Here is an 18,134-nt window from a genome sequence, read left to right as displayed (position 1 = left end):
GATACCGCACCGCACCGCCCCCGAACCGCCTACGCCCCTCGGCCGCAGGGGGAGGGTGACCTCCCCAGCGAGCCGGGGGTGCGACGGACTCCCGCCCCCGAACCCTCCTACGGCCCGGGGGCCGTGGGTTGGGGTGACCCGGGCGGATTCCGGGCGGGTGCCCCCAGCCGGGGGCCGGATGACGGGGACCCGCCTCCCGAACCACCCACGCCCCTCGGCCGGGTGGATGGGCCCCGGGCCGGGGGCCGGATCTCGCGGAGCGAATTCAGCCCGCCCGGCTCACCCGGACTCCGTCCGCCCCCCACGGCCGCCGGGCCGTAGGGGGCGATTGCGGACAGCGACGCGCGAAGCGGCTTACGGGGCCCGGGGATTGCCCCGGTTTCGGGAAAGGGCGGGTAGGGGAATCGCCCGCGCAGCGGCCGACTACCCCCGCCTCCGCGCGCGCCACACCACATACAGCGCCGACCCCACCGCCGCCCCCTTCAGCACCCACGGCCACGTCCCCGTCAGCGCGTCCCGCAGGCCGTCCTCGGGGATCGTCGTGCCCCAGTGGCCGTTGATCCGGCCCCACAGCCATACGACGCCGCCGGTCACGGCCGCGGCCGGCAGGCCGATGACCGCCAGCTTCGTCTCCGTCGGGGTCAGGCGGCGCGAGGCGTATGCGAGGAGCCATCCGCCCGCGAGCGCGATCAGCGAGCCGATGACCGCTCCGAGGACGAGCAGCGCGGCAGCCAGCAGCAGGACCGGGCTGCCGAGGCCGGTGGCCACGGGCTCGCCGCGGCGCATACGGGGCAGCCACCGGCGCGAGGCCGCTTCCACCTCCGCCTCCGGGGCATCGGTCTCCGGGTCCTCGCTCCCGTCCGTCTCCGAAGCCGTGTCCGAGAGCGGCGGCGGCTTCAGTATCTCGGGGATCTCCACCCCGCCGACGAACCCACCGACCCGCTCCCCCGCCGCCATCCCCAGCGGCCCCGGATCGACGCGCCACCAGTCCGGTTCGGAGCCCGAGGGGCCGAGTTCGTCCATGCCGGCGAGGTGCGGGGGCGACGCGGCCCGCGGGGGCGCCGGGGCGTCCGTGGTGCGCGGGCGCGGGATGCGCCGGCGGCCGCGCTGCCGCGGCATCGTCGGCACGTCGCCCCCCAGAACGGCCGACGGCGGCTGCGTCGGCGACGCCGGCTTCGGAGCCCCGGCGGACTCCCCCGTCCCCGACCCCGCGGCCGCCACCACCTCGTCCGGCGAGCCGAGCCGCCCGAGGATACGGCGGACGCCCGCCGGGGTGTCCCCCATCGCCTTCGCCCGCTGCTTGTCGATCTCGCCGCGCAGCGACGTCACGAGCCGCATACGGGTGCCCGACGGAAGCTGGGCCTGCTGAGCCAGGTCGCCGACCCGGCTCAGATAGTCGTAGACGAGCTGGTCGCTCTCGATCCCCACGGACGTTCCCCTACGTTCCCGTACGTTCCCGGCGAAGGCGGCCGTCGTCCCGGGCCCGCCCTGCCCTCGACGGTAGCGCTCCAGGGGCTAACGTGGGGCGGATGGGGACCATGCCCGAACGAAGCGGCGGCACCGGCCCGCGCACACTCGCCGAAGCGCTGCGCGCCCGCGCCGACGACGAACTGGCCGCGCTGCTGCGTGCCCGTCCCGATCTGCTGAGCCCGGTGCCGACCGATGTCGGCCAGCTCGCCACCCGTGCCGGCACTCGCGCCTCGGTCGTCCGCGCGCTGGAGCGGTTGAACCGCTTCGTGCTGCAGACCGCCGAGGCACTGGCCGTCGCGCCGGATCCCGCTTCGTACGGGAGCCTGCTCACGCTGCTGACCGGCGACGACGGCGATCGTGATGTCGAGGCGGCGCTGCCGGAGGCCGTCGACGAGCTGCGGCGCCAGGCGCTGGTGTGGGGCGGCGACGACCGGCTGCGGCTGGTGCGCACCGTGCGTGAGCTGCTCGCGCCGTCCCCGACGCGTCCCTCGCCGACCGGTCTCGGGCCGACCGTCGTCGAGGCGACCGCGGGCATGTCGCCGGGCCGGCTGCAGGAGATCCTCACGGCCGCCGGGCTGCCGGGCACACACGATCCGGTGTCCGCGGTTGCGGCGCTGACCGGGCTGTTCACGGACCGGCGGCGGATGGCGCTGCTGCTGGACACGGCTCCGCCGGAGGCGCTGTCGGTGCTCGACCGGCTGGTGTGGGGTCCGCCGTACGGGGAGGTGACCTCGTCGCCGACGCCACCCGTGCAGTGGCTGCGGGACCGCGGGCTGCTGCTGCCCGCATCGCCGCGGACGCTGGTGCTGCCGAGGGAGGTGGCGCTCCATCTGCGGGGCGGGCGGGCGCACCGCAGGCTGCAGCCGGTGGCCCCCGAGGTCGCGCCGTCCGTCGAACGCAGTCCACAGGTTGTGGACAGTGCGGCCGCCGGGCAGGCGTACACCTCCCTGGCCACGGTCGAGGACCTGCTGAAGGACTGGCACGAGGGCGGCCCGGCGGTGCTGCGCGCGGGCGGTCTGTCCGTACGGGATCTGAAGCGGACCGCGGCCGCACTCGACACGACCGAGCAGCTCGCCGCGTTCTGGCTCGAACTCTCCTACGCGGCAGGACTGTTGGCGTCGGACGGCGAGGCCGACGAGCGCTATGCGCCGACGCCCGCGTACGACGATTGGCTGGAGCTCCCCGCCGCCGAACGATGGGCCGCGCTGGCCACCGCATGGCTGACGGCGACCCGTACACCGGGTCTGGTGGGCACTCAGGACACCAAGGGCCGCACACTCGCCGCGCTCGGCCCGGACCTCGACCGCTCGGCCGCGCTGGAGGTCCGCCTCCGTGTCCTCGAACTGATGGCGGCACTCCCCGCGGGTACGGCCCCGGACACGGAGGCGCTGCTCGAACGGCTGCGGTGGGAACGGCCGCTGCGCGGCGACGCCGGGGTCACGTCCAAGGATCTGCGGGCACGGGCGGCGACCTGGACGCTCGCGGAGGCGGAGCTGCTGGGCATGACGGGCCGCGGCGGGCTCGCCGCGCATGCGCGAGCGCTGCTCGCTCCCACGGCCCCGCAGCCGTCCGGCGCGCCTGCCCCGAGCGCCGCCTCGCACCCCGCCCCCGGCGAACTCGCCGCCCGCCGCGCTCGCGCCGCCGCCCTCCTCGCGCCGCTGCTTCCCGATCCGCTCGACCACGTCCTCCTCCAGGCGGACCTGACGGCCGTCGCTCCCGGCCCTCTGCAGCGCCCCCTCGCGGAGACGCTCGCCGTCCTCGCCGACGTCGAGTCCAAGGGCGGCGCCACCGTCTACCGCTTCACACCGGCGTCCGTGCGCCGGGCGCTCGACGCCGGACGCGCCGCGTCGGATCTGCACACCTTCCTGGCCAGGCACTCCCGCACCCCCGTGCCGCAGCCGCTGAGCTACCTCATCGACGACGTCGCCCGCCGCCACGGCCATCTCCGCATCGGCGCCGCGTCCGCCTACGTACGCTGCGACGACGACGCGCTCCTCGGCGAGATCCTGGCGGACAAGCGCTCGCAGAACCTGGGGCTGCGCCGCCTCGCGCCCACCGTCCTGGCCGCCCAGGCCGACCCGGCGGCGCTCCTCGAGGGCCTGCGCTCCCTGGGGTACGCGCCGGCCGCCGAGTCCACGGAGGGCGATGTGCTGATCGCCCGCGCCCACGCCCGCCGCACCCCGCCGCGTACGGCACCCGCCCCTGTTCCCGACGGTCCGCCCGTGCCCGACCGCATCCTGCTCGGCGCGGCCGTGAAGGCGATCAGAGCGGGCGATCTCGCGGCCACGGTCGAACGCAGGCCCGTCACCGAGGACGCCCGGCCGCTGCGCAACGGCGAACTGCCCCGGACGACGTCCGCCGAGACCCTTGCCACCGTCCAGGCCGCCGCCATGACCGGCGCGTCGCTCTGGATCGGCTACGTCAACGCGGACGGTGCGGCGAGCCAGCGCGTGATCGCGCCGGTCCGGGTGGAGGGAGGCTATGTGACGGCGTACGACCACACGGCGGACGAGGTGAAGACGTACCCGCTGCACCGCATCACGGGCGTCGCGGAGCTCGCGGACGACGGAGCGGCTACACCGTGACGTTGCCGGTGAACAGCATCACGACGAAGACGGCCACCCCGACGGTCATGACGATTTTCGTGTACATGAGCGCGAAGAGGCATGCCGTCGCGCCGAGGGTGACACGCATCCGCCGCCGGTCGGATGTGCCGTCCGGCAGCCAGGTGAAGGCGACCATGACGAGCGGTACGAGGTAGCCGAGCGCAAGCCCGGTGTCGAGCGGCAGGTCCGACGTCACGGCATCGGCCCAGGCGAGCAGCGCCACCAGCGGCGTGAACAGCAGCGGCAGCCGCCACCACTGCGGGTCGGGCACGGAGGCACGCACCACGACCGGTGCCCAGTACGGCGCGGGCGGCGTGTACACCTGTCGCAGGCCCGCCGGCCATCCGCTCGGGTCGTGGTGCGCGCGGCCGTTCTGCAGATCTCCCATGGCCCTACTCAACCGCTGCGCCGTCCCGGCGGATCAGAGCCCGCGTACTCATCCGGTCCCGTCCCCGTACTCATACGGCACACTGGAGATTTGGCCGACAGGCCGAGTGCCGCAGAAAGGGCAGCCCGCGTGAACGGTCCACTCATCGTCCAGAGCGACAAAACCCTGCTTCTCGAGGTCGACCACGAGCTGGCGGACGCCTGCCGTCGCGCCATCGCGCCCTTCGCGGAGCTGGAGCGTGCCCCCGAGCACATCCACACCTACCGGGTCACCCCGCTCGGTCTGTGGAACGCGCGCGCCGCCGGGCACGACGCCGAGCAGGTCGTCGACGCCCTCGTCGAGTACTCCCGCTATCCCGTCCCGCACGCCCTGCTCGTCGATGTCGCCGAGACGATGTCCCGCTACGGCCGGCTCACCCTCTCCAAGCACCCCACCCACGGGCTCGTCCTCACCAGCACCGACCGGCCGGTGCTGGAGGAGATCCTGCGGTCGAAGAAGATCCAGCCGCTGGTGGGCACCCGGATCGACCCGGACACGGTCGCCGTGCACCCCTCCGAGCGCGGGCAGATCAAGCAGACGCTGCTGAAGCTGGGCTGGCCGGCGGAGGACCTCGCCGGGTACGTCGACGGCGAGGCGCACCGTATCGACCTCGACGAGACCGACTGGGCGCTGCGCCCGTACCAGAAGCAGGCCGTCGAGGGCTTCTGGCACGGCGGCTCCGGTGTCGTCGTCCTCCCCTGCGGCGCCGGAAAGACGCTGGTCGGGGCGGGTGCCATGGCGCAGGCGAAGGCGACCACCCTCATCCTCGTCACCAACACCGTCTCCGCCCGCCAGTGGAAGCACGAGCTGGTGCGCCGGACGTCGCTGACCGAGGACGAGATCGGCGAGTACAGCGGTACGAAGAAGGAGATCCGCCCGGTCACCATCGCCACCTACCAGGTGCTGACGACCAAGCGGAAGGGCGTCTACCCGCATCTGGAGCTGTTCGACTCCCGCGACTGGGGACTGATCCTCTACGACGAGGTGCACCTGCTGCCCGCGCCCGTCTTCAAGTTCACGGCCGACCTGCAGGCCCGTCGCCGCCTCGGTCTCACCGCCACCCTCGTCCGCGAGGACGGCCGCGAGTCGGACGTCTTCTCGCTCATCGGGCCGAAGCGTTTCGACGCGCCGTGGAAGGAGATCGAGGCGCAGGGCTACATCGCGCCCGCGGACTGTGTGGAGGTGCGGGTCAATCTCACCGACTCCGAGCGGCTCGCGTACGCGACGGCCGAGACGGAGGAGAAGTACCGCTTCTGCGCGACGACGGCGACGAAGCGGAAGGTGACCGAGGCGCTGGTCAAGAAGTTCGAGGGCCAGCAGATCCTCGTCATCGGCCAGTACATCGACCAGCTCGACGAACTGGGTGAGCATCTTCAAGCGCCGGTCATCAAGGGCGAGACGTCCAACGCCCAGCGCGAGAAGCTCTTCGACGCCTTCCGCAACGGCGAGATCAGCGTGCTGGTCGTGTCCAAGGTCGCGAACTTCTCGATCGACCTGCCGGAGGCGACGGTGGCGATCCAGGTCTCCGGCACCTTCGGCTCGCGCCAGGAGGAGGCCCAGCGTCTGGGCCGCGTGCTGCGCCCGAAGGCGGACGGCCACAAGGCGCACTTCTACTCGGTGGTGGCGAGGGACACGATCGACCAGGACTTCGCGGCGCACCGCCAGCGGTTCCTGGCGGAGCAGGGATACGCGTACCGGATCGTGGACGCGGACGAGCTGCTGTCGGGTGACGCGGAAGGTCCGGCGGACCCGGTCCGCTGAGGCGGGCGGCCCGTGGCTGCGGCCGGGGTCTGCTGAGGCAGGCGGCCCGTGGCCGCGCCCCTGGCCTCACCGGCCCTGGCCGGTTGCACTCACACACACCCCGTGAAAACCCACCACGGACAGAAACCACCAACGGCCCCGGCCGTCGCCAACCACGACCCGGCTGCGCCCACACACACCCCGTGAAAACCCACCACGGACAGCAACCACCAACGGCCCCGGCCGTGGCCAGCCACGACCGGGCTGACTCAGTGGCGGCGGACGCCCGCCTCCTCGGCGTACTCGCCGAGGACCGCCACGGAGAACACAGCCTCGGCGAAGACCTTGACCGCGCGCAGAGCGTTCCCGACGCGGTGGTGCGGGTGCCGTCCGGCGCCTGAGGCGGTGGCGCCACGACCGGCGTGGGTGCCTGGGGTGAAAGTCGCTGTGGTCATACCTCCATGGTGACCCTTGTCACCCGTTCGGAGCATCGCTCTGGGGGCTGAACCGTGTGCGGGCGCCTGTCCTCCTCCAGACAGACCCCGTCCCCTACGGGGAGGAGCCCCGCACCCTCAGGGGGAGGAGCCGCCGGTACCCCACGGGCTCGCGCCCGGAGAAAACCGTTCGCCCCCGCCTGAGGCGCTGACTAGAATCGCGGGCTTGCCCCCGGCTCGGCCGGGGCCCTCCCGCCTCCTTCGAGGAGCGCCACCGCCCGGACGGAAACCGGCCGGTCTGCCATGTCGTGATCACGCAGCATCAGCCCGGAGGTCGACCGTGCCCGCGCACGCCCCTGTACCCGACGTATCCGTCGCAGCCGCCCCTTCCGACGCGGCCCCCGCCGTCCCCGACGGCGATCCGCTCGGACGCGAGCGGGGGCATCTGGCCGCCTCCCGTGCCGCGCTGCGCGCGATGCGGGAGGACGTCGAGTCGCTCGACATCAAGGACGTCACGGCGAACTGGGTGAACGCCGTCGTCCTGGGGGCGCAGATCGAGGAGCGCATCAAGGCGCTGGCCGACCTGTCCCACACCCCGCTGTTCTTCGGCCGCCTCGACTATCTGCACACCACGCAGGAGGGCCAGCGCTTCTACATCGGTCGCCGGCACGTCCATGACGCCGGCGGCGACCCGATGGTCATCGACTGGCGTGCTCCGGTCTCGCAGCCGTTCTACCGCGCCTCCCGCAAGGACCCGCAGGACGTGGCCCTGCGGCGACGCTTCGGTTACACGGGCGGCGAGCTGACCGCGTACGAGGACGAGCACCTCACCGACCCGTCCGAGGCCGACCGGACGTCCGAGCTGCTCCAGGCGGAGATCGAACGGCCGCGCGTCGGTCCGATGCGGGACATCGTCGCCACGATCCAGCCCGAGCAGGACGAGATCGTCCGCAGCGGCCTGTCCGGGACGGTGTGCGTGCAGGGCGGCCCCGGCACGGGCAAGACGGCCGTCGGCCTGCACCGGGTCGCGTACCTCCTGTACGCCCACCGGGAACGGCTGGCCCGCACGGGCACGCTCGTCATCGGGCCGAACCGTTCCTTCCTCCACTACATCGAGCAGGTCCTGCCTGCGCTGGGCGAGTTGGAGGTCAAGCAGTCCACGGTCGACGACCTGGTGTCGCACGTGGAGGTGCGCGGCACGGACGCGGCCGGCGCGGCCGTCGTCAAGGGCGACGCGCGGATGGCGGCTGTGCTGCGACGCGCGGTCCGTTCGCATGTCACGCTGCCGACGGAGCCGGTGATGGTCGTCCGCGGTTCGCGGCGCTGGCGGATCCCGGCGTACGAACTCCAGGAGATCGTCAGCGAGTTGCTCGACCGGGACATCCGTTACGGGGCCGCCCGCGAGGCCCTCCCGCAGCGGATCGCGCACGCGGTGCTGGTGCGGATGGAGCAGGGCGGCGAGGCACCGGACGACCGGGTCCAGGACTCCGTCGCCCGCAACACGGCGGTGAAGGCCGCGGTCAAGGCGATCTGGCCGCCGGTGGACCCGGCGAAGCTCGTGCTGCGGCTGCTCTCGGACGCGGACTTCCTCGCGGAACACGCGGACGGGCTGCTGTCGGCCGACGAGCAGGCGGCGATCCTGTGGGCGAAGCCGGCCCGCAGCGTGCGGTCGGTGAAGTGGTCGGCGGCGGACGCGGTACTGATCGACGAGGCCACCGACCTGGTGCAGCGGACGCACTCGCTCGGCCATGTGGTCCTCGACGAGGCCCAGGACCTGTCGCCGATGCAGTACCGCGCGGTGGGCCGCCGCTGCACGACGGGTTCGGCGACGGTGCTGGGCGACCTGGCGCAGGGCACGACACCGTGGGCGACGGTGTCGTGGGCAGAGGCACTGCACCACCTCGGCAAGCCGGAGGCCCTGGTCGAGGAGCTGACGGCCGGCTTCCGTGTGCCGCGGGAGGTGATCGCGTACGCGTCGCGGCTGCTGCCCCACATGTCGCCGGGCCTGGCTCCGGTCTCCTCGGTCCGCGAGAACCCGGGTTCGCTGTCCGTCCGTGCGAGCAGCGACCTCGACGCCGATGTCGTCTCGGCCTGCGTCGAGTCGTTGCGGCACGAGGGGTCGATCGGCCTGATCGCGGCGGACTCCCGCATCCCGGCCCTGGCCGAGGCGCTGAACGCCGCGGGGCTTGCGTATCTCGCGCCGGGCGAGGAGACGACGCCGGAATCCCGGCTGACGCTCGTCCCGGCGTCGTTGGCGAAGGGGCTCGAGTACGACTACGTGGTCCTGGACGAACCGTCGTCGGTGGTCGCGGCCGAACCGGACGAGCGCACGGGCCTGCGCCGGCTGTACGTGTCACTGACCCGCGCGGTCTCGGCCCTGACGATCGTCCACTCGGCCCCGCTGCCACCCCAACTGGGGTGACAGCGGTTCAGGACGTCAGCCGCAGGCAACGCCGTCGACGCTTCGTCCGACCGTCCACTCGGACCCGGCGCCTTCGGTGATTGTCATCGAAATGCACTTTCCGTTGGTGCCGGTCCGGGTGACCGGACCGGCGTAGTACTTGAATTGCCCCTCGTTCTCGTCGCCCGGCAGGGTCGCGGTGCCCGTGACCCTGATGGAGACGGACATGTAGTGGCTCGTCCCGTAGTACTTCTTCGCCACAAGGGCAGCGCAGTTCGTGCCACCGTTGGCGGAGGAGTAGTACAGGTTCACGTTCGACCAGGTTTCCTGACCAGGGCCCTTCAACGGCCAGGTGCCGACCAGCGATCCCGAACACCCGTAGGACGCGGCGGACGCGGCAGGAGCGTTGACAACGCCGACACCCGCGACGGTGGAGGCAAGAACGGCGATGGTCGCCAGAGATCTGCGCACGAAAAAATCCCCCCTCGAACACAATTTCTCCAGACACTAGATCGTTCCGGGCAAGGGCCGGTAGCAATATCCCGCCATGGCGCGATCACGCCGAAGACGTCGCACGCAAGGGCCCCGGCCCCGACAGAACCCAGGTCGCATCCGCCCGGGCAGGGCCTAGGAGTCCAGCGCCGCGCGCCACTCCTCGACCGCCGTCGCCGAGACCGGCGCGTCCCAGCCGGCCGGCCTCGCCGCGCCGCCGATGTGGAAGCCTGTGACGCCGGCCGCGCGCAGGGCCGGGACGTGGGACAGCCGTAGGCCGCCGCCGACCAGCAACGCGGGTTCGTAGCCCGGTTCGTTACGACGCGCAGCCTCCGTCAGCAGCGTCGGCAGCCCGTCGTCGACGCCTGCCGTCGACCCCGCCGTCAGATAGGTGTCGAGGCCCGGTACGTCCGCCAGCTGCTTGCGCAGGGAGGCGCGGTCCGCCGCACGGTCGATCGCCCGGTGGAACGTCCACCGGCAGCCGCCCAGGACCGCCACCAGCCGCTCCACGGCCACCAGGTCCGGCTGGCCGTGATCGTCCAGGAAGCCGAACACGAATTCGTCGGCCCCTTCCGCCCGCAGCCCCTCGGCCGCGCGCACGAGCGCGTCGACGTCCGCAGGTCCGCCCGCCGCGAACCCGTCGGCGAGGCGCAGCATCACACGCAGCGGGATGTCGACCGACGCCCGGATGCGGGCGAACGTCTCCCGTGACGGGGTCAGACCGTCGGCTGCCATGTCGGTGACCAGCTCGAGCCGGTCGGCCCCTCCGGACCGGGCGGCAACCGCGTCCTCCGCGTCGAGAGCGATCACCTCCAGGAGTGCACGGTTGCTCATGGGGCCCATTCCTCCAGAAGACGACGACGGCAGACAGGTCTAGTCCAATATCCAGCCTAATACCCATCTCGCGCGAAGGCAGCCGCACAAATCCGCCCTCTTCGATCTTCCCTTGCGCAACATACGAGGAGGGGGTATACAGGGAGGAAGAGAGATACCCCCAGGGGGTATGAAGTCAGGAGGAGCAGGAATGCCGACCGCAGCCGCCCACCCGGCCATCACCGACGCACGCGAGGTCGAGCTCGCCATCGGCGGCATGACCTGCGCCTCCTGCGCCGCCCGCATCGAGAAGAAGCTGAACCGCATGGACGGCGTCGAGGCGACGGTGAACTACGCGACGGAGAAGGCGAAGGTCACCTTCGCCGAGGACATCGCCGTGGCCGACCTGATCGCCACCGTCGAGGCCACCGGCTACACCGCGCACCAGCCGCCCCCGCCCCGCACCACGCACGGGGACGACCCCGCCGCCGAGGAGCGGGAGACGGACGAACTGCTGCCGCTGCGGCAGCGGCTGATCACCGCCGTCGCGCTCTCCGTCCCGGTGATCGCCATGGCGATGGTCCCCGCCCTGCAGATCGATTACTGGCAGTGGCTCAGCCTCACGCTCGCCGCCCCCGTCGTCACCTACGCCGCCTGGCCCTTCCACCGGGCCGCGTTCACCAACGCCCGGCACGGCGCGGCCACCATGGACACCCTGATCTCCGTCGGCACCTCGGCCGCGTTCCTTTGGTCGTTGTGGGCGCTGTTCTTCGGCACCGCCGGGACCCCGGGCATGACGCACCCCTTCGAGCTGACGATCGGCCGCAGCGACGGCGCGGGGAACATCTACCTCGAGGCCGCCGCCGGCGTCACCGCGTTCATCCTGGCCGGGCGCTACTTCGAGGCCCGCTCCAAGCGGAAGGCCGGTGCCGCGCTCAAGTCGCTGCTGGAGCTCGGGGCGAAGGAGGTCACGGTCCTGCGCGGCGGCCGCGAAATCATTGTTCCCACCGCGGAGTTGCGGATCGGGGACAGGTTCCTCGTGCGCCCCGGGGAGAAGATCGCCACCGACGGGACCGTCGTCGACGGCACCTCCGCCGTGGACGCCTCGATGCTGACCGGCGAGTCCGTCCCGGTCGAGGTCGCCGTGGGCGACAGTGTCACGGGCGCCACGCTGAACGCCGGCGGCCGCCTCGTCGTCGAGGCCACCCGCGTCGGCGCCGACACCCAACTCGCCCGGATGGCCAGGCTCGTGGAGGACGCGCAGAACGGCAAGGCCGCGGCCCAGCGTCTCGCCGACCGGATCTCGGCGGTGTTCGTCCCCGTCGTCATCGGCCTCGCGCTCGCCACCCTCGGCTTCTGGCTGGGCAACGGCGCCGGTCTCACCGCCGCGTTCACCGCCGCTGTCGCCGTGCTGATCATCGCGTGCCCCTGCGCGCTCGGCCTGGCCACGCCCACCGCGCTCATGGTCGGCACCGGACGCGGCGCGCAGCTCGGCATCCTGATCAAGGGGCCCGAAGTACTGGAGAGCACCCGCAGGGTCGACACGATCGTGCTCGACAAGACCGGCACCGTCACTACGGGCCGGATGACCCTGCTCGCGGTCCACACCCGCGAGAACGAGGCCGAAGTGCTGCGGCTGGCAGGCGCGTTGGAGCACGCGTCCGAGCACCCCGTCGCCCGGGCGATCGCCACGGGCGCGACCGAACGGGTCGGTGCCCTGCCCGCCCCGGAGGACTTCGCCAACGTCCCCGGTCTGGGCGTCCAGGGTGTCGTGGCCGGCCACGCCGTCCTCGTCGGCCGGGAGGAGCTGCTCGCGGACTGGGCCATGAGCCTGCCCGCCGACCTGGCCCGAGCCAAGCACGAGGCGGAGGCCGTCGGCCGCACCGCCGTCGTCGTCGCCTGGGACGGCAAGGCCCGCGCGGTCCTGGAGGTCGCCGATGCCGTCAAGGACACCAGTGCCGAGGCGATCCGCCGGCTGCGCGGCCTCGGTCTGACCCCGATCCTGCTGACCGGCGACAACAGGGCGGCCGCCGCGTCCGTGGCGGCCGAGGTCGGCATCCCGGCAGAGGACGTGATCGCCGAGGTCATGCCCGAGGACAAGGTGGACGTCGTCAAGCGGCTCCAAGGCGAAGGCCGCAGCGTCGCCATGGTCGGCGACGGCGTCAACGACGCCGCCGCACTCGCCCAGGCCGACCTCGGACTCGCGATGGGCACCGGCACCGACGCCGCGATCGAGGCCGGCGACCTCACCCTCGTACGGGGCGACCTGCGCGCCGCCGCCGACGCGATCCGGCTGTCCCGCAGGACGCTCGGCACCATCAGGACCAACCTGTTCTGGGCCTTCGCCTACAACGTAGCCGCCCTCCCGCTCGCCGCGGCCGGCCTGCTCAACCCGATGATCGCGGGAGCGGCGATGGCCTTCTCCTCGGTCTTCGTCGTCGGCAACTCGCTGCGCCTGCGCGGCTTCAAGGCGGCGTGACGCACCCGCGGGCGTGCGCGGGCCCCGGGGGCACTCCGTACCGGATCGGCACGAGGCGCGGCGACGGCCGGACCGTGGTCGATGCCCGCGGCGATGGCGATCACGCCGTCCAGGGACGAGCCGCAGCCGAGCCGGGCCTGGCCGGGCCGTGCCTGGCCGGGCCTTGCCGTGCCAAGCCGGGCGATCTTGCTCCGTACGAGAACGGCTTCCTAGAGTCGGCACATGACCGATGCCGCCGCGGATCTCCGCGCCCGCTGGACCCGGACCCTCGTCGCCGCGCGTGCGGGAGCGGACGGGCCCGACCCCGTGCCGTACGCCGACAACCTCCTCGACCGCTGGGCCGAGCCGCAGCGGCGCTACCACACCACGGCGCATCTGATCGCGGTGCTGGACCACGTCGACACCCTCGCCGACCACGCGGCAGACCCCGACCTCGTGCGTCTCGCGGCCTGGTTCCACGACGCCGTCTATCTGCCCGACCGCTCGGAGAACGAGGAGCGCTCCGCCCGTCTCGCCGAGCGCGCCCTGCCCGAGGCCGGCCTGAGCGCCGGGGCCGCCGCCGAAGTCGCCCGTCTCGTACGCCTCACCGTCACGCACGATCCGGCCGGCGACGACAGCAACGGCCAGGTCCTGTGCGACGCCGACCTGGCGATCCTGGCGGCTGCCCCGGAGGCGTACGCCGCCTACGCGGCAGCGGTGCGCGAGGAGTACGCCTTCGTCCCCGAGGAAGCGTTCCGCGACGGGCGGGCCGCGGTGCTGCGCCAGTTGCTGCGGCTGCCGCGCCTGTTCCACACCCCGTACGGCGCACGGGAATGGGAGGAGCCCGCCCGCCACAACCTCACGGTGGAACTGGAGCTGCTGGCCGCATCGTGAGACGCCGGCCCGCGAGGGAATGACAGGGACGAATCACCTGTTGGCACCTGTCATGCCCGTCCCTTCGGAACGCCCCGCCGGCACCCGCATGCCGCTCGCCGTCTACATACTCGGCCTGTCCGTCTTCGCGCTCGGCACCAGCGAATTCATGCTCTCCGGGCTGCTGCCGCCCATCGCCGACGACATGAACGTCTCGATCCCCCGGGCCGGGCTGCTGATCTCCGCCTTCGCGATCGGCATGGTGGTCGGCGCGCCGCTGCTGGCCGTCGCGACGCTGCGGCTGCCCCGCAAGACGACGCTGATCTCGCTGATCTCGCTGTTCGGCCTGGGCCAGGTCGCCGGCGCGCTGGCTCCTTCGTACGAGATCCTCTTCGCTTCCCGCGTCGTCAGCGCGCTCGCCTGCGCCGGGTTCTGGGCGGTCGGCGCGGCCGTCGCGATCGCCATGGTGCCGGTGACCTCGCGGGCCCGGGCGATGGCCGTGATGATCGGCGGGCTGTCGATCGCCAACGTGCTCGGTGTCCCCGCGGGCGCGTTCCTGGGCGAGCACCTGGGGTGGCGGTCGGCGTTCTGGGCCGTCGGCGCCGCGTCCGCCGTTGCCCTCGTCGGTGTGGTGACGCTGATCCCGCGCATCCCGCTGCCCGAGCAGCGGCCGCGGCTGAAGCGCGAGCTGTCGATCTACCGGGACCGCCAGGTGTGGCTGTCGATCGCGATCACGGCGCTCGCGGCGGGCGGTGTGTTCTGCGCGTTCTCGTATCTCGCGCCGCTGCTGACGGAGGTGGCGGGGCTGGCGGACGGCTGGGTGCCGACCGTGCTCGCGTTGTTCGGGGTGGGCGCGTTGATCGGTACGACGATCGGCGGCCGCGTCGCCGACGCGCATCTGTTCGGCGTGCTGCTCAGCGGCATCACCGCGTCGACCGTGCTGCTGGCCGCGCTGGCCCTGTTCGCGGGCAGCCCGGCGGCCGTGATCGCGCTGTCGTTCCTGCTCGGCGTCTCCGCCTTCTACACGGCCCCGGCGCTGAACGCCCGTATGTTCAACGTCGCGGGCGCGGCCCCCACGCTCGCGGGCGCAACGACGACCGCGGCGTTCAACCTGGGCAACACGGGTGGCCCGTGGCTCGGCGGCACGGTCATCGACGCGGACCTCGGCTTCGCGTCGACGGCGTGGGCGGGCGCGGCGATGACGGTCGTGGCCATCGCGCTCGTCGCCGTGTCGCTGCGGCTGCACGGCCGCTCGAAGGTGGTGACGGGCGCGATGACGACGGAGCCCGCGGCCCGCACCCAGCGGGTGTGACGCGGCACGTCGCCCACCACCCGCGGGTCTGACAGGGCACGTCGCCCACCACCCGCGGGTCTGACGCGGCGCGTCGCTCACCCGATGGTGGGACGCTGACCGGAACGGTCTCGCGGTGTGATCTTCGAGCGCGCGAAGAAGAGGGAGAAGGCCCCGTTGGCCGCCGCCGAGGCGGCTCTCACCGTGGTGGTCACCTCCCGGGGCAACGCCTCGCACGACCGCTCGGCGAAGCTGCGCGCCTACGCCAACGGCGACGTGCCGCTCTACCTGCTGATCGACCGCTTCGACGAGGAGGGACCGACGGTCACCCTCTTCTCCGAGCCCCACGAGGGCCGCTACCGCACCGGGCTCCGCAGGCCGTTCGGCGAGCGGGTCCCACTGCCGGAGCCGTTCGACGGCGAGTTGGACACCTCGGATTTCCTCGCCTGAAGCCGTGGCGCGAGCTAAGCCGGCCGTCCCTTGGGTCTGCGCAGCCCCGCCTCGGTCAGGCGCCGTACGAGCTCCTTGGATCCGATCTCCACCGCGCCGGCCGCGACCGCGTCCGCGTAGCGGTGGGACGGTACGTCGTAGTGGTCCCGTTCGAACGCGCGCCGCGGGCAGCCGATACCGGCGGCGAAGGTGTGCAGCTCGTCGAACGACATGTCGCTGACCATGTGCGACCACATGCGGCCGTGGCCCGGCCAGCTCGGCGGGTCGATGTAGACCGTCACGTGAGGCCGCCGACCGGCGCGATCACTATCCCCGCCTTGCCGCAGACCCAGTGCGGATCGGGACCGAGCTCGGGCTCGACCTCCAGGGCGTGCGGGTCGCCCGCGTCGCATACCGGGCAGAGCGGCCAGCGGCCGGACCTCTCCAGCAACGCGTCCTGGACGTCCTGGGCGACCAGTCCGGCCACGTACTCCATCCCGTCGGGCCACTGCTCGACCCACCAGCGGCGGTGCGTCACCGCGTCCTCGACCAGCGATACGACCCCTGCATCGGCCACGTCACGGGCCGCGAGGTCGGCGAGGACCAGGGCGCGGGCAGCATGCAGCGCCTGCTCCAGCGGGTTCGTCTCCTCCATGCACCCATTGTCGCCGGGTCTTGACTCCACCCGAAATTCGAAAATATCTTTCAGATGTGACCGATTCAGTGAAGGAAATTTTCAACGGGGACGGTGGTCGCGACGCCCCGATCTCCCCCACTGCCGCCGCACGGGACATCCCGCCACCCGCCGCCCTCGCGGCGAAGGTGCGCACCCTCTCGCCCTCCATGACCCGCTCCATGCAGCGGGTCGCCGAAGCCGTCGCCCACGACCCGGCCGGCTGCGCCGCCCTCACGGTCACCGGTCTCGCCGAGCGCACGGGCACGAGCGAGGCGACCGTGGTCCGCACCGCCCGCCTCCTCGGCTACCCCGGCTACCGCGATCTGCGCCTGGCGCTCGCCGGCCTCGCCGCCCACCAGGAGTCCGGCCGCGCGCCCGCCCTCACCACCGACATCGCCGTCGACGACCCGATCGGGGACGTCGTCGCCAAGCTCGCCTACGACGAGCAGCAGACGCTCGCCGATACGGCCGCCGGCCTGGACACCGTGCAGCTCGGCGCGGCGGTGGCCGCCGCGTCGACCGCCCGCCGCATCGACATCTACGGCGTCGGCGCGTCCTCCCTCGTCGGCATGGACCTCGCCCAGAAGCTGCTGCGCATCGGCCTGATCGCGCACGCCCATGCCGACCCCCACCTCGCCGTGACGAACGCCGTGCAGCTGCGCTCCGGCGACGTGGCCATCGCCATCACGCACTCGGGATCCACGGGCGACGTGATCGAGCCGCTGCGGGTGGCCTTCGACCGGGGCGCGACGACGATCGCGATCACGGGCCGCCCCGACGGCCCCGTGAGCCAGTACGCCGATCATGTACTGACCACCTCCACGGCCCGCGAGAGCGAACTGCGCCCGGCCGCGATGTCCTCGCGGACCAGCCAACTGCTCGTCGTGGACTGCCTGTTCATCGGCGTGGCTCAGCGCACGTACGAGTCGGCGGCCCCTGCCCTCGCCGCCTCGTACGAGGCGTTGGCCCACCGCCACACTCCGCGCATCCGCTGACCCCGACGACACCCCCCACAGTGCCGTACGTACCGAGAAAGCAGAGCCGCCTTCATGACCTCTACTTACGGTGAACTCCGCGCCCAGCTCGCCACGCTGACGACGGAGGCGTTCCGCCCGGAGCTGGCCGACATCGATCGTCTGCCCACGCAGGAGATCGCGCGGATCATGAACGGTGAGGACGCCACCGTCCCCGCCGCCGTCGCCGCGCAACTGCCCGCCATCGCCGCCGCGATCGACGCGACCGCCGAGCGCATGTCCCGTGGCGGTCGCCTGGTCTACGCGGGCGCGGGCACGGCGGGGCGCCTCGGTGTACTGGACGCGAGCGAGTGCCCGCCGACGTTCAACACGGACCCGTCGGAGGTCGTGGGCCTGGTCGCGGGCGGCCTCACGGCGATGGTCAAGGCGATCGAGGGTGCGGAGGACAGCAAGGAGCTGGCCGCGGCCGACCTGGACGGTCTGCAGCTCACGGCGGACGACACGGTCGTCGGTATCTCGGCATCGGGCCGCACCCCCTACGCGATCGGCGCGGTGGAGCATGCGCGGTCGCGGGGCGCGCTGACGATCGGCCTGTCCTGCAACGCGGGAAGCGCCTTGGGCGCGGCGGCGGACCACGGCATCGAGGTGGTGGTCGGGCCCGAACTGCTCACCGGCTCCACGCGGTTGAAGGCGGGCACGGCGCAGAAGCTGGTGCTCAACATGATCTCGACGATCACGATGATCCGCCTGGGCAAGACGTACGGAAACCTGATGGTGGACGTGCGCGCCTCGAACGACAAGCTGCAGGCGAGGTCGCGCCGGATCGTGGCACTGGCAACGGGCGCGTCGGACGAGGAGATCGAGGCGGCGCTGACGTCGACGGACGGCGAGGTGAAGAACGCGATCCTGGTCGTTCTGGGGGGCGTTGACGCGGAGGCGGCGGGCGCCTTGCTGGCGGCGTCGAACGGTCACCTCCGCGCGGCGCTGGCGGAGTGCGGGCCGGCATCAGGACCCGCGAACGCCACCGGCGCGTAGGCCACCGGCCACCGC

Annotated in this window: 16 protein-coding genes; 9 read left to right on the top strand and 7 right to left on the bottom strand. The window is 72.6% G+C overall.

What is annotated here, in order from left to right:
* Positions 1-423 precede the first annotated feature (423 nt).
* The gene (locus AC067Z_RS02975) at positions 424-1,428 is read right to left on the bottom strand and encodes a hypothetical protein (RefSeq protein ID WP_478787656.1); all 1,005 of its coding nucleotides are present in this window, start codon (positions 1,426-1,428) and stop codon (positions 424-426) included.
* A gap of 101 nt (positions 1,429-1,529) precedes the next feature.
* On the opposite strand from AC067Z_RS02975, the gene AC067Z_RS02970 reads away from it, so the two are divergent.
* A complete protein-coding gene (locus AC067Z_RS02970; RefSeq protein WP_478787655.1) occupies positions 1,530-4,055 on the top strand; it encodes a helicase-associated domain-containing protein in 2,526 nt (841 codons plus the stop codon).
* On the opposite strand, the gene AC067Z_RS02965 is transcribed toward AC067Z_RS02970, so the two are convergent.
* On the bottom strand, positions 4,045-4,464 hold the full coding sequence (locus AC067Z_RS02965; protein WP_478787654.1) for a hypothetical protein: 420 nt from the start codon (positions 4,462-4,464) through the stop codon (positions 4,045-4,047). The genes AC067Z_RS02970 and AC067Z_RS02965 overlap by 11 nt on opposite strands.
* Positions 4,465-4,593: 129 nt before the next feature.
* Between AC067Z_RS02965 and AC067Z_RS02960 the strand changes: the two genes are divergently transcribed.
* The gene (locus AC067Z_RS02960) at positions 4,594-6,264 is read left to right on the top strand and encodes a DNA repair helicase XPB (protein WP_478787653.1); all 1,671 of its coding nucleotides are present in this window, start codon (positions 4,594-4,596) and stop codon (positions 6,262-6,264) included.
* 248 nt (positions 6,265-6,512) lie between these two features.
* Here AC067Z_RS02960 and AC067Z_RS02955 read toward each other — a convergent pair whose 3' ends face one another.
* Positions 6,513-6,698: a hypothetical protein gene (locus tag AC067Z_RS02955; protein WP_478787652.1), complete on the bottom strand. Its 186-nt coding sequence runs from the start codon at positions 6,696-6,698 to the stop codon at positions 6,513-6,515.
* Positions 6,699-7,017: 319 nt separating this feature from the next.
* On the opposite strand from AC067Z_RS02955, the gene AC067Z_RS02950 reads away from it, so the two are divergent.
* Positions 7,018-9,099 (top strand): HelD family protein, encoded by a 2,082-nt coding sequence (locus tag AC067Z_RS02950; RefSeq protein WP_478787651.1) that lies wholly within the window; start codon positions 7,018-7,020, stop codon positions 9,097-9,099.
* A gap of 15 nt (positions 9,100-9,114) precedes the next feature.
* Here the strand turns inward: AC067Z_RS02950 and AC067Z_RS02945 are convergent, their stop codons facing one another.
* Together AC067Z_RS02945 and AC067Z_RS02940 are read right to left on the bottom strand one after the other, a co-directional pair.
* Positions 9,115-9,549 (bottom strand): hypothetical protein, encoded by a 435-nt coding sequence (locus AC067Z_RS02945; protein WP_478787650.1) that lies wholly within the window; start codon positions 9,547-9,549, stop codon positions 9,115-9,117.
* Positions 9,550-9,705: 156 nt separating this feature from the next.
* Positions 9,706-10,404 (bottom strand): copper homeostasis protein CutC, encoded by a 699-nt coding sequence (locus AC067Z_RS02940; RefSeq protein WP_478787649.1) that lies wholly within the window; start codon positions 10,402-10,404, stop codon positions 9,706-9,708.
* A 190-nt stretch (positions 10,405-10,594) separates the two neighbouring features.
* Here AC067Z_RS02940 and AC067Z_RS02935 point away from each other — a divergent pair, with 190 nt between their 5' ends.
* From AC067Z_RS02935 to AC067Z_RS02920, 4 genes are all read left to right on the top strand, one after another.
* Positions 10,595-12,862, top strand: a complete 2,268-nt coding sequence (locus AC067Z_RS02935; protein ID WP_478787648.1) for a heavy metal translocating P-type ATPase — start codon at positions 10,595-10,597, stop codon at positions 12,860-12,862.
* 222 nt (positions 12,863-13,084) lie between these two features.
* Complete coding sequence (locus AC067Z_RS02930) at positions 13,085-13,735, top strand: HD domain-containing protein (RefSeq protein ID WP_478787647.1); 651 nt, start codon at positions 13,085-13,087, stop codon at positions 13,733-13,735.
* Positions 13,736-13,823: 88 nt separating this feature from the next.
* Positions 13,824-15,026 carry a Cmx/CmrA family chloramphenicol efflux MFS transporter gene (locus AC067Z_RS02925; RefSeq protein ID WP_478788039.1) on the top strand — a complete coding sequence of 401 codons (1,203 nt, stop codon included), beginning with the start codon at positions 13,824-13,826 and terminating at the stop codon, positions 15,024-15,026.
* 117 nt (positions 15,027-15,143) lie between these two features.
* On the top strand, positions 15,144-15,455 hold the full coding sequence (locus AC067Z_RS02920) for a Uma2 family endonuclease (protein ID WP_478787646.1): 312 nt from the start codon (positions 15,144-15,146) through the stop codon (positions 15,453-15,455).
* 14 nt (positions 15,456-15,469) lie between these two features.
* On the opposite strand, the gene AC067Z_RS02915 is transcribed toward AC067Z_RS02920, so the two are convergent.
* Positions 15,470-15,736 (bottom strand): DUF4031 domain-containing protein, encoded by a 267-nt coding sequence (locus AC067Z_RS02915; RefSeq protein WP_478787645.1) that lies wholly within the window; start codon positions 15,734-15,736, stop codon positions 15,470-15,472.
* Entirely contained in the window at positions 15,733-16,089 is a 357-nt protein-coding gene (locus tag AC067Z_RS02910; RefSeq protein WP_478787644.1) for a hypothetical protein, read from the bottom strand. Before AC067Z_RS02910 ends, AC067Z_RS02915 begins: the two co-directional genes overlap by 4 nt.
* A gap of 56 nt (positions 16,090-16,145) precedes the next feature.
* Here AC067Z_RS02910 and AC067Z_RS02905 point away from each other — a divergent pair, with 56 nt between their 5' ends.
* Positions 16,146-17,105: a MurR/RpiR family transcriptional regulator gene (locus AC067Z_RS02905; protein WP_478787643.1), complete on the top strand. Its 960-nt coding sequence runs from the start codon at positions 16,146-16,148 to the stop codon at positions 17,103-17,105.
* A gap of 54 nt (positions 17,106-17,159) precedes the next feature.
* The gene (murQ, locus tag AC067Z_RS02900) at positions 17,160-18,119 is read left to right on the top strand and encodes an N-acetylmuramic acid 6-phosphate etherase (protein ID WP_478787642.1); all 960 of its coding nucleotides are present in this window, start codon (positions 17,160-17,162) and stop codon (positions 18,117-18,119) included.
* Positions 18,120-18,134: the final 15 nt, after the last annotated feature.

Source organism: Streptomyces sp. NPDC043812 (genome assembly GCF_056436245.1).
Note: the sequence above shows the minus strand (reverse complement) of the source record. Positions and strands in the feature narration are given on the sequence as shown.

Excerpts from the sequence above, each read along its gene's own strand:
- AC067Z_RS02970 (WP_478787655.1), top strand. The coding sequence starts at position 1,530 with ATGGGGACCATGCCCGAACGAAGCGGCGGCACCGGCCCGCGCACACTC.
- AC067Z_RS02965 (WP_478787654.1), bottom strand. The coding sequence starts at position 4,464 with ATGGGAGATCTGCAGAACGGCCGCGCGCACCACGACCCGAGCGGATGG.
- AC067Z_RS02955 (WP_478787652.1), bottom strand. The coding sequence starts at position 6,698 with ATGACCACAGCGACTTTCACCCCAGGCACCCACGCCGGTCGTGGCGCC.
- AC067Z_RS02940 (WP_478787649.1), bottom strand. The coding sequence starts at position 10,404 with ATGAGCAACCGTGCACTCCTGGAGGTGATCGCTCTCGACGCGGAGGAC.
- AC067Z_RS02935 (WP_478787648.1), top strand. The coding sequence starts at position 10,595 with ATGCCGACCGCAGCCGCCCACCCGGCCATCACCGACGCACGCGAGGTC.
- AC067Z_RS02930 (WP_478787647.1), top strand. The coding sequence starts at position 13,085 with ATGACCGATGCCGCCGCGGATCTCCGCGCCCGCTGGACCCGGACCCTC.
- AC067Z_RS02925 (WP_478788039.1), top strand. The coding sequence starts at position 13,824 with ATGCCGCTCGCCGTCTACATACTCGGCCTGTCCGTCTTCGCGCTCGGC.
- AC067Z_RS02910 (WP_478787644.1), bottom strand. The coding sequence starts at position 16,089 with ATGGAGGAGACGAACCCGCTGGAGCAGGCGCTGCATGCTGCCCGCGCC.
- murQ (WP_478787642.1), top strand. The coding sequence starts at position 17,160 with ATGACCTCTACTTACGGTGAACTCCGCGCCCAGCTCGCCACGCTGACG.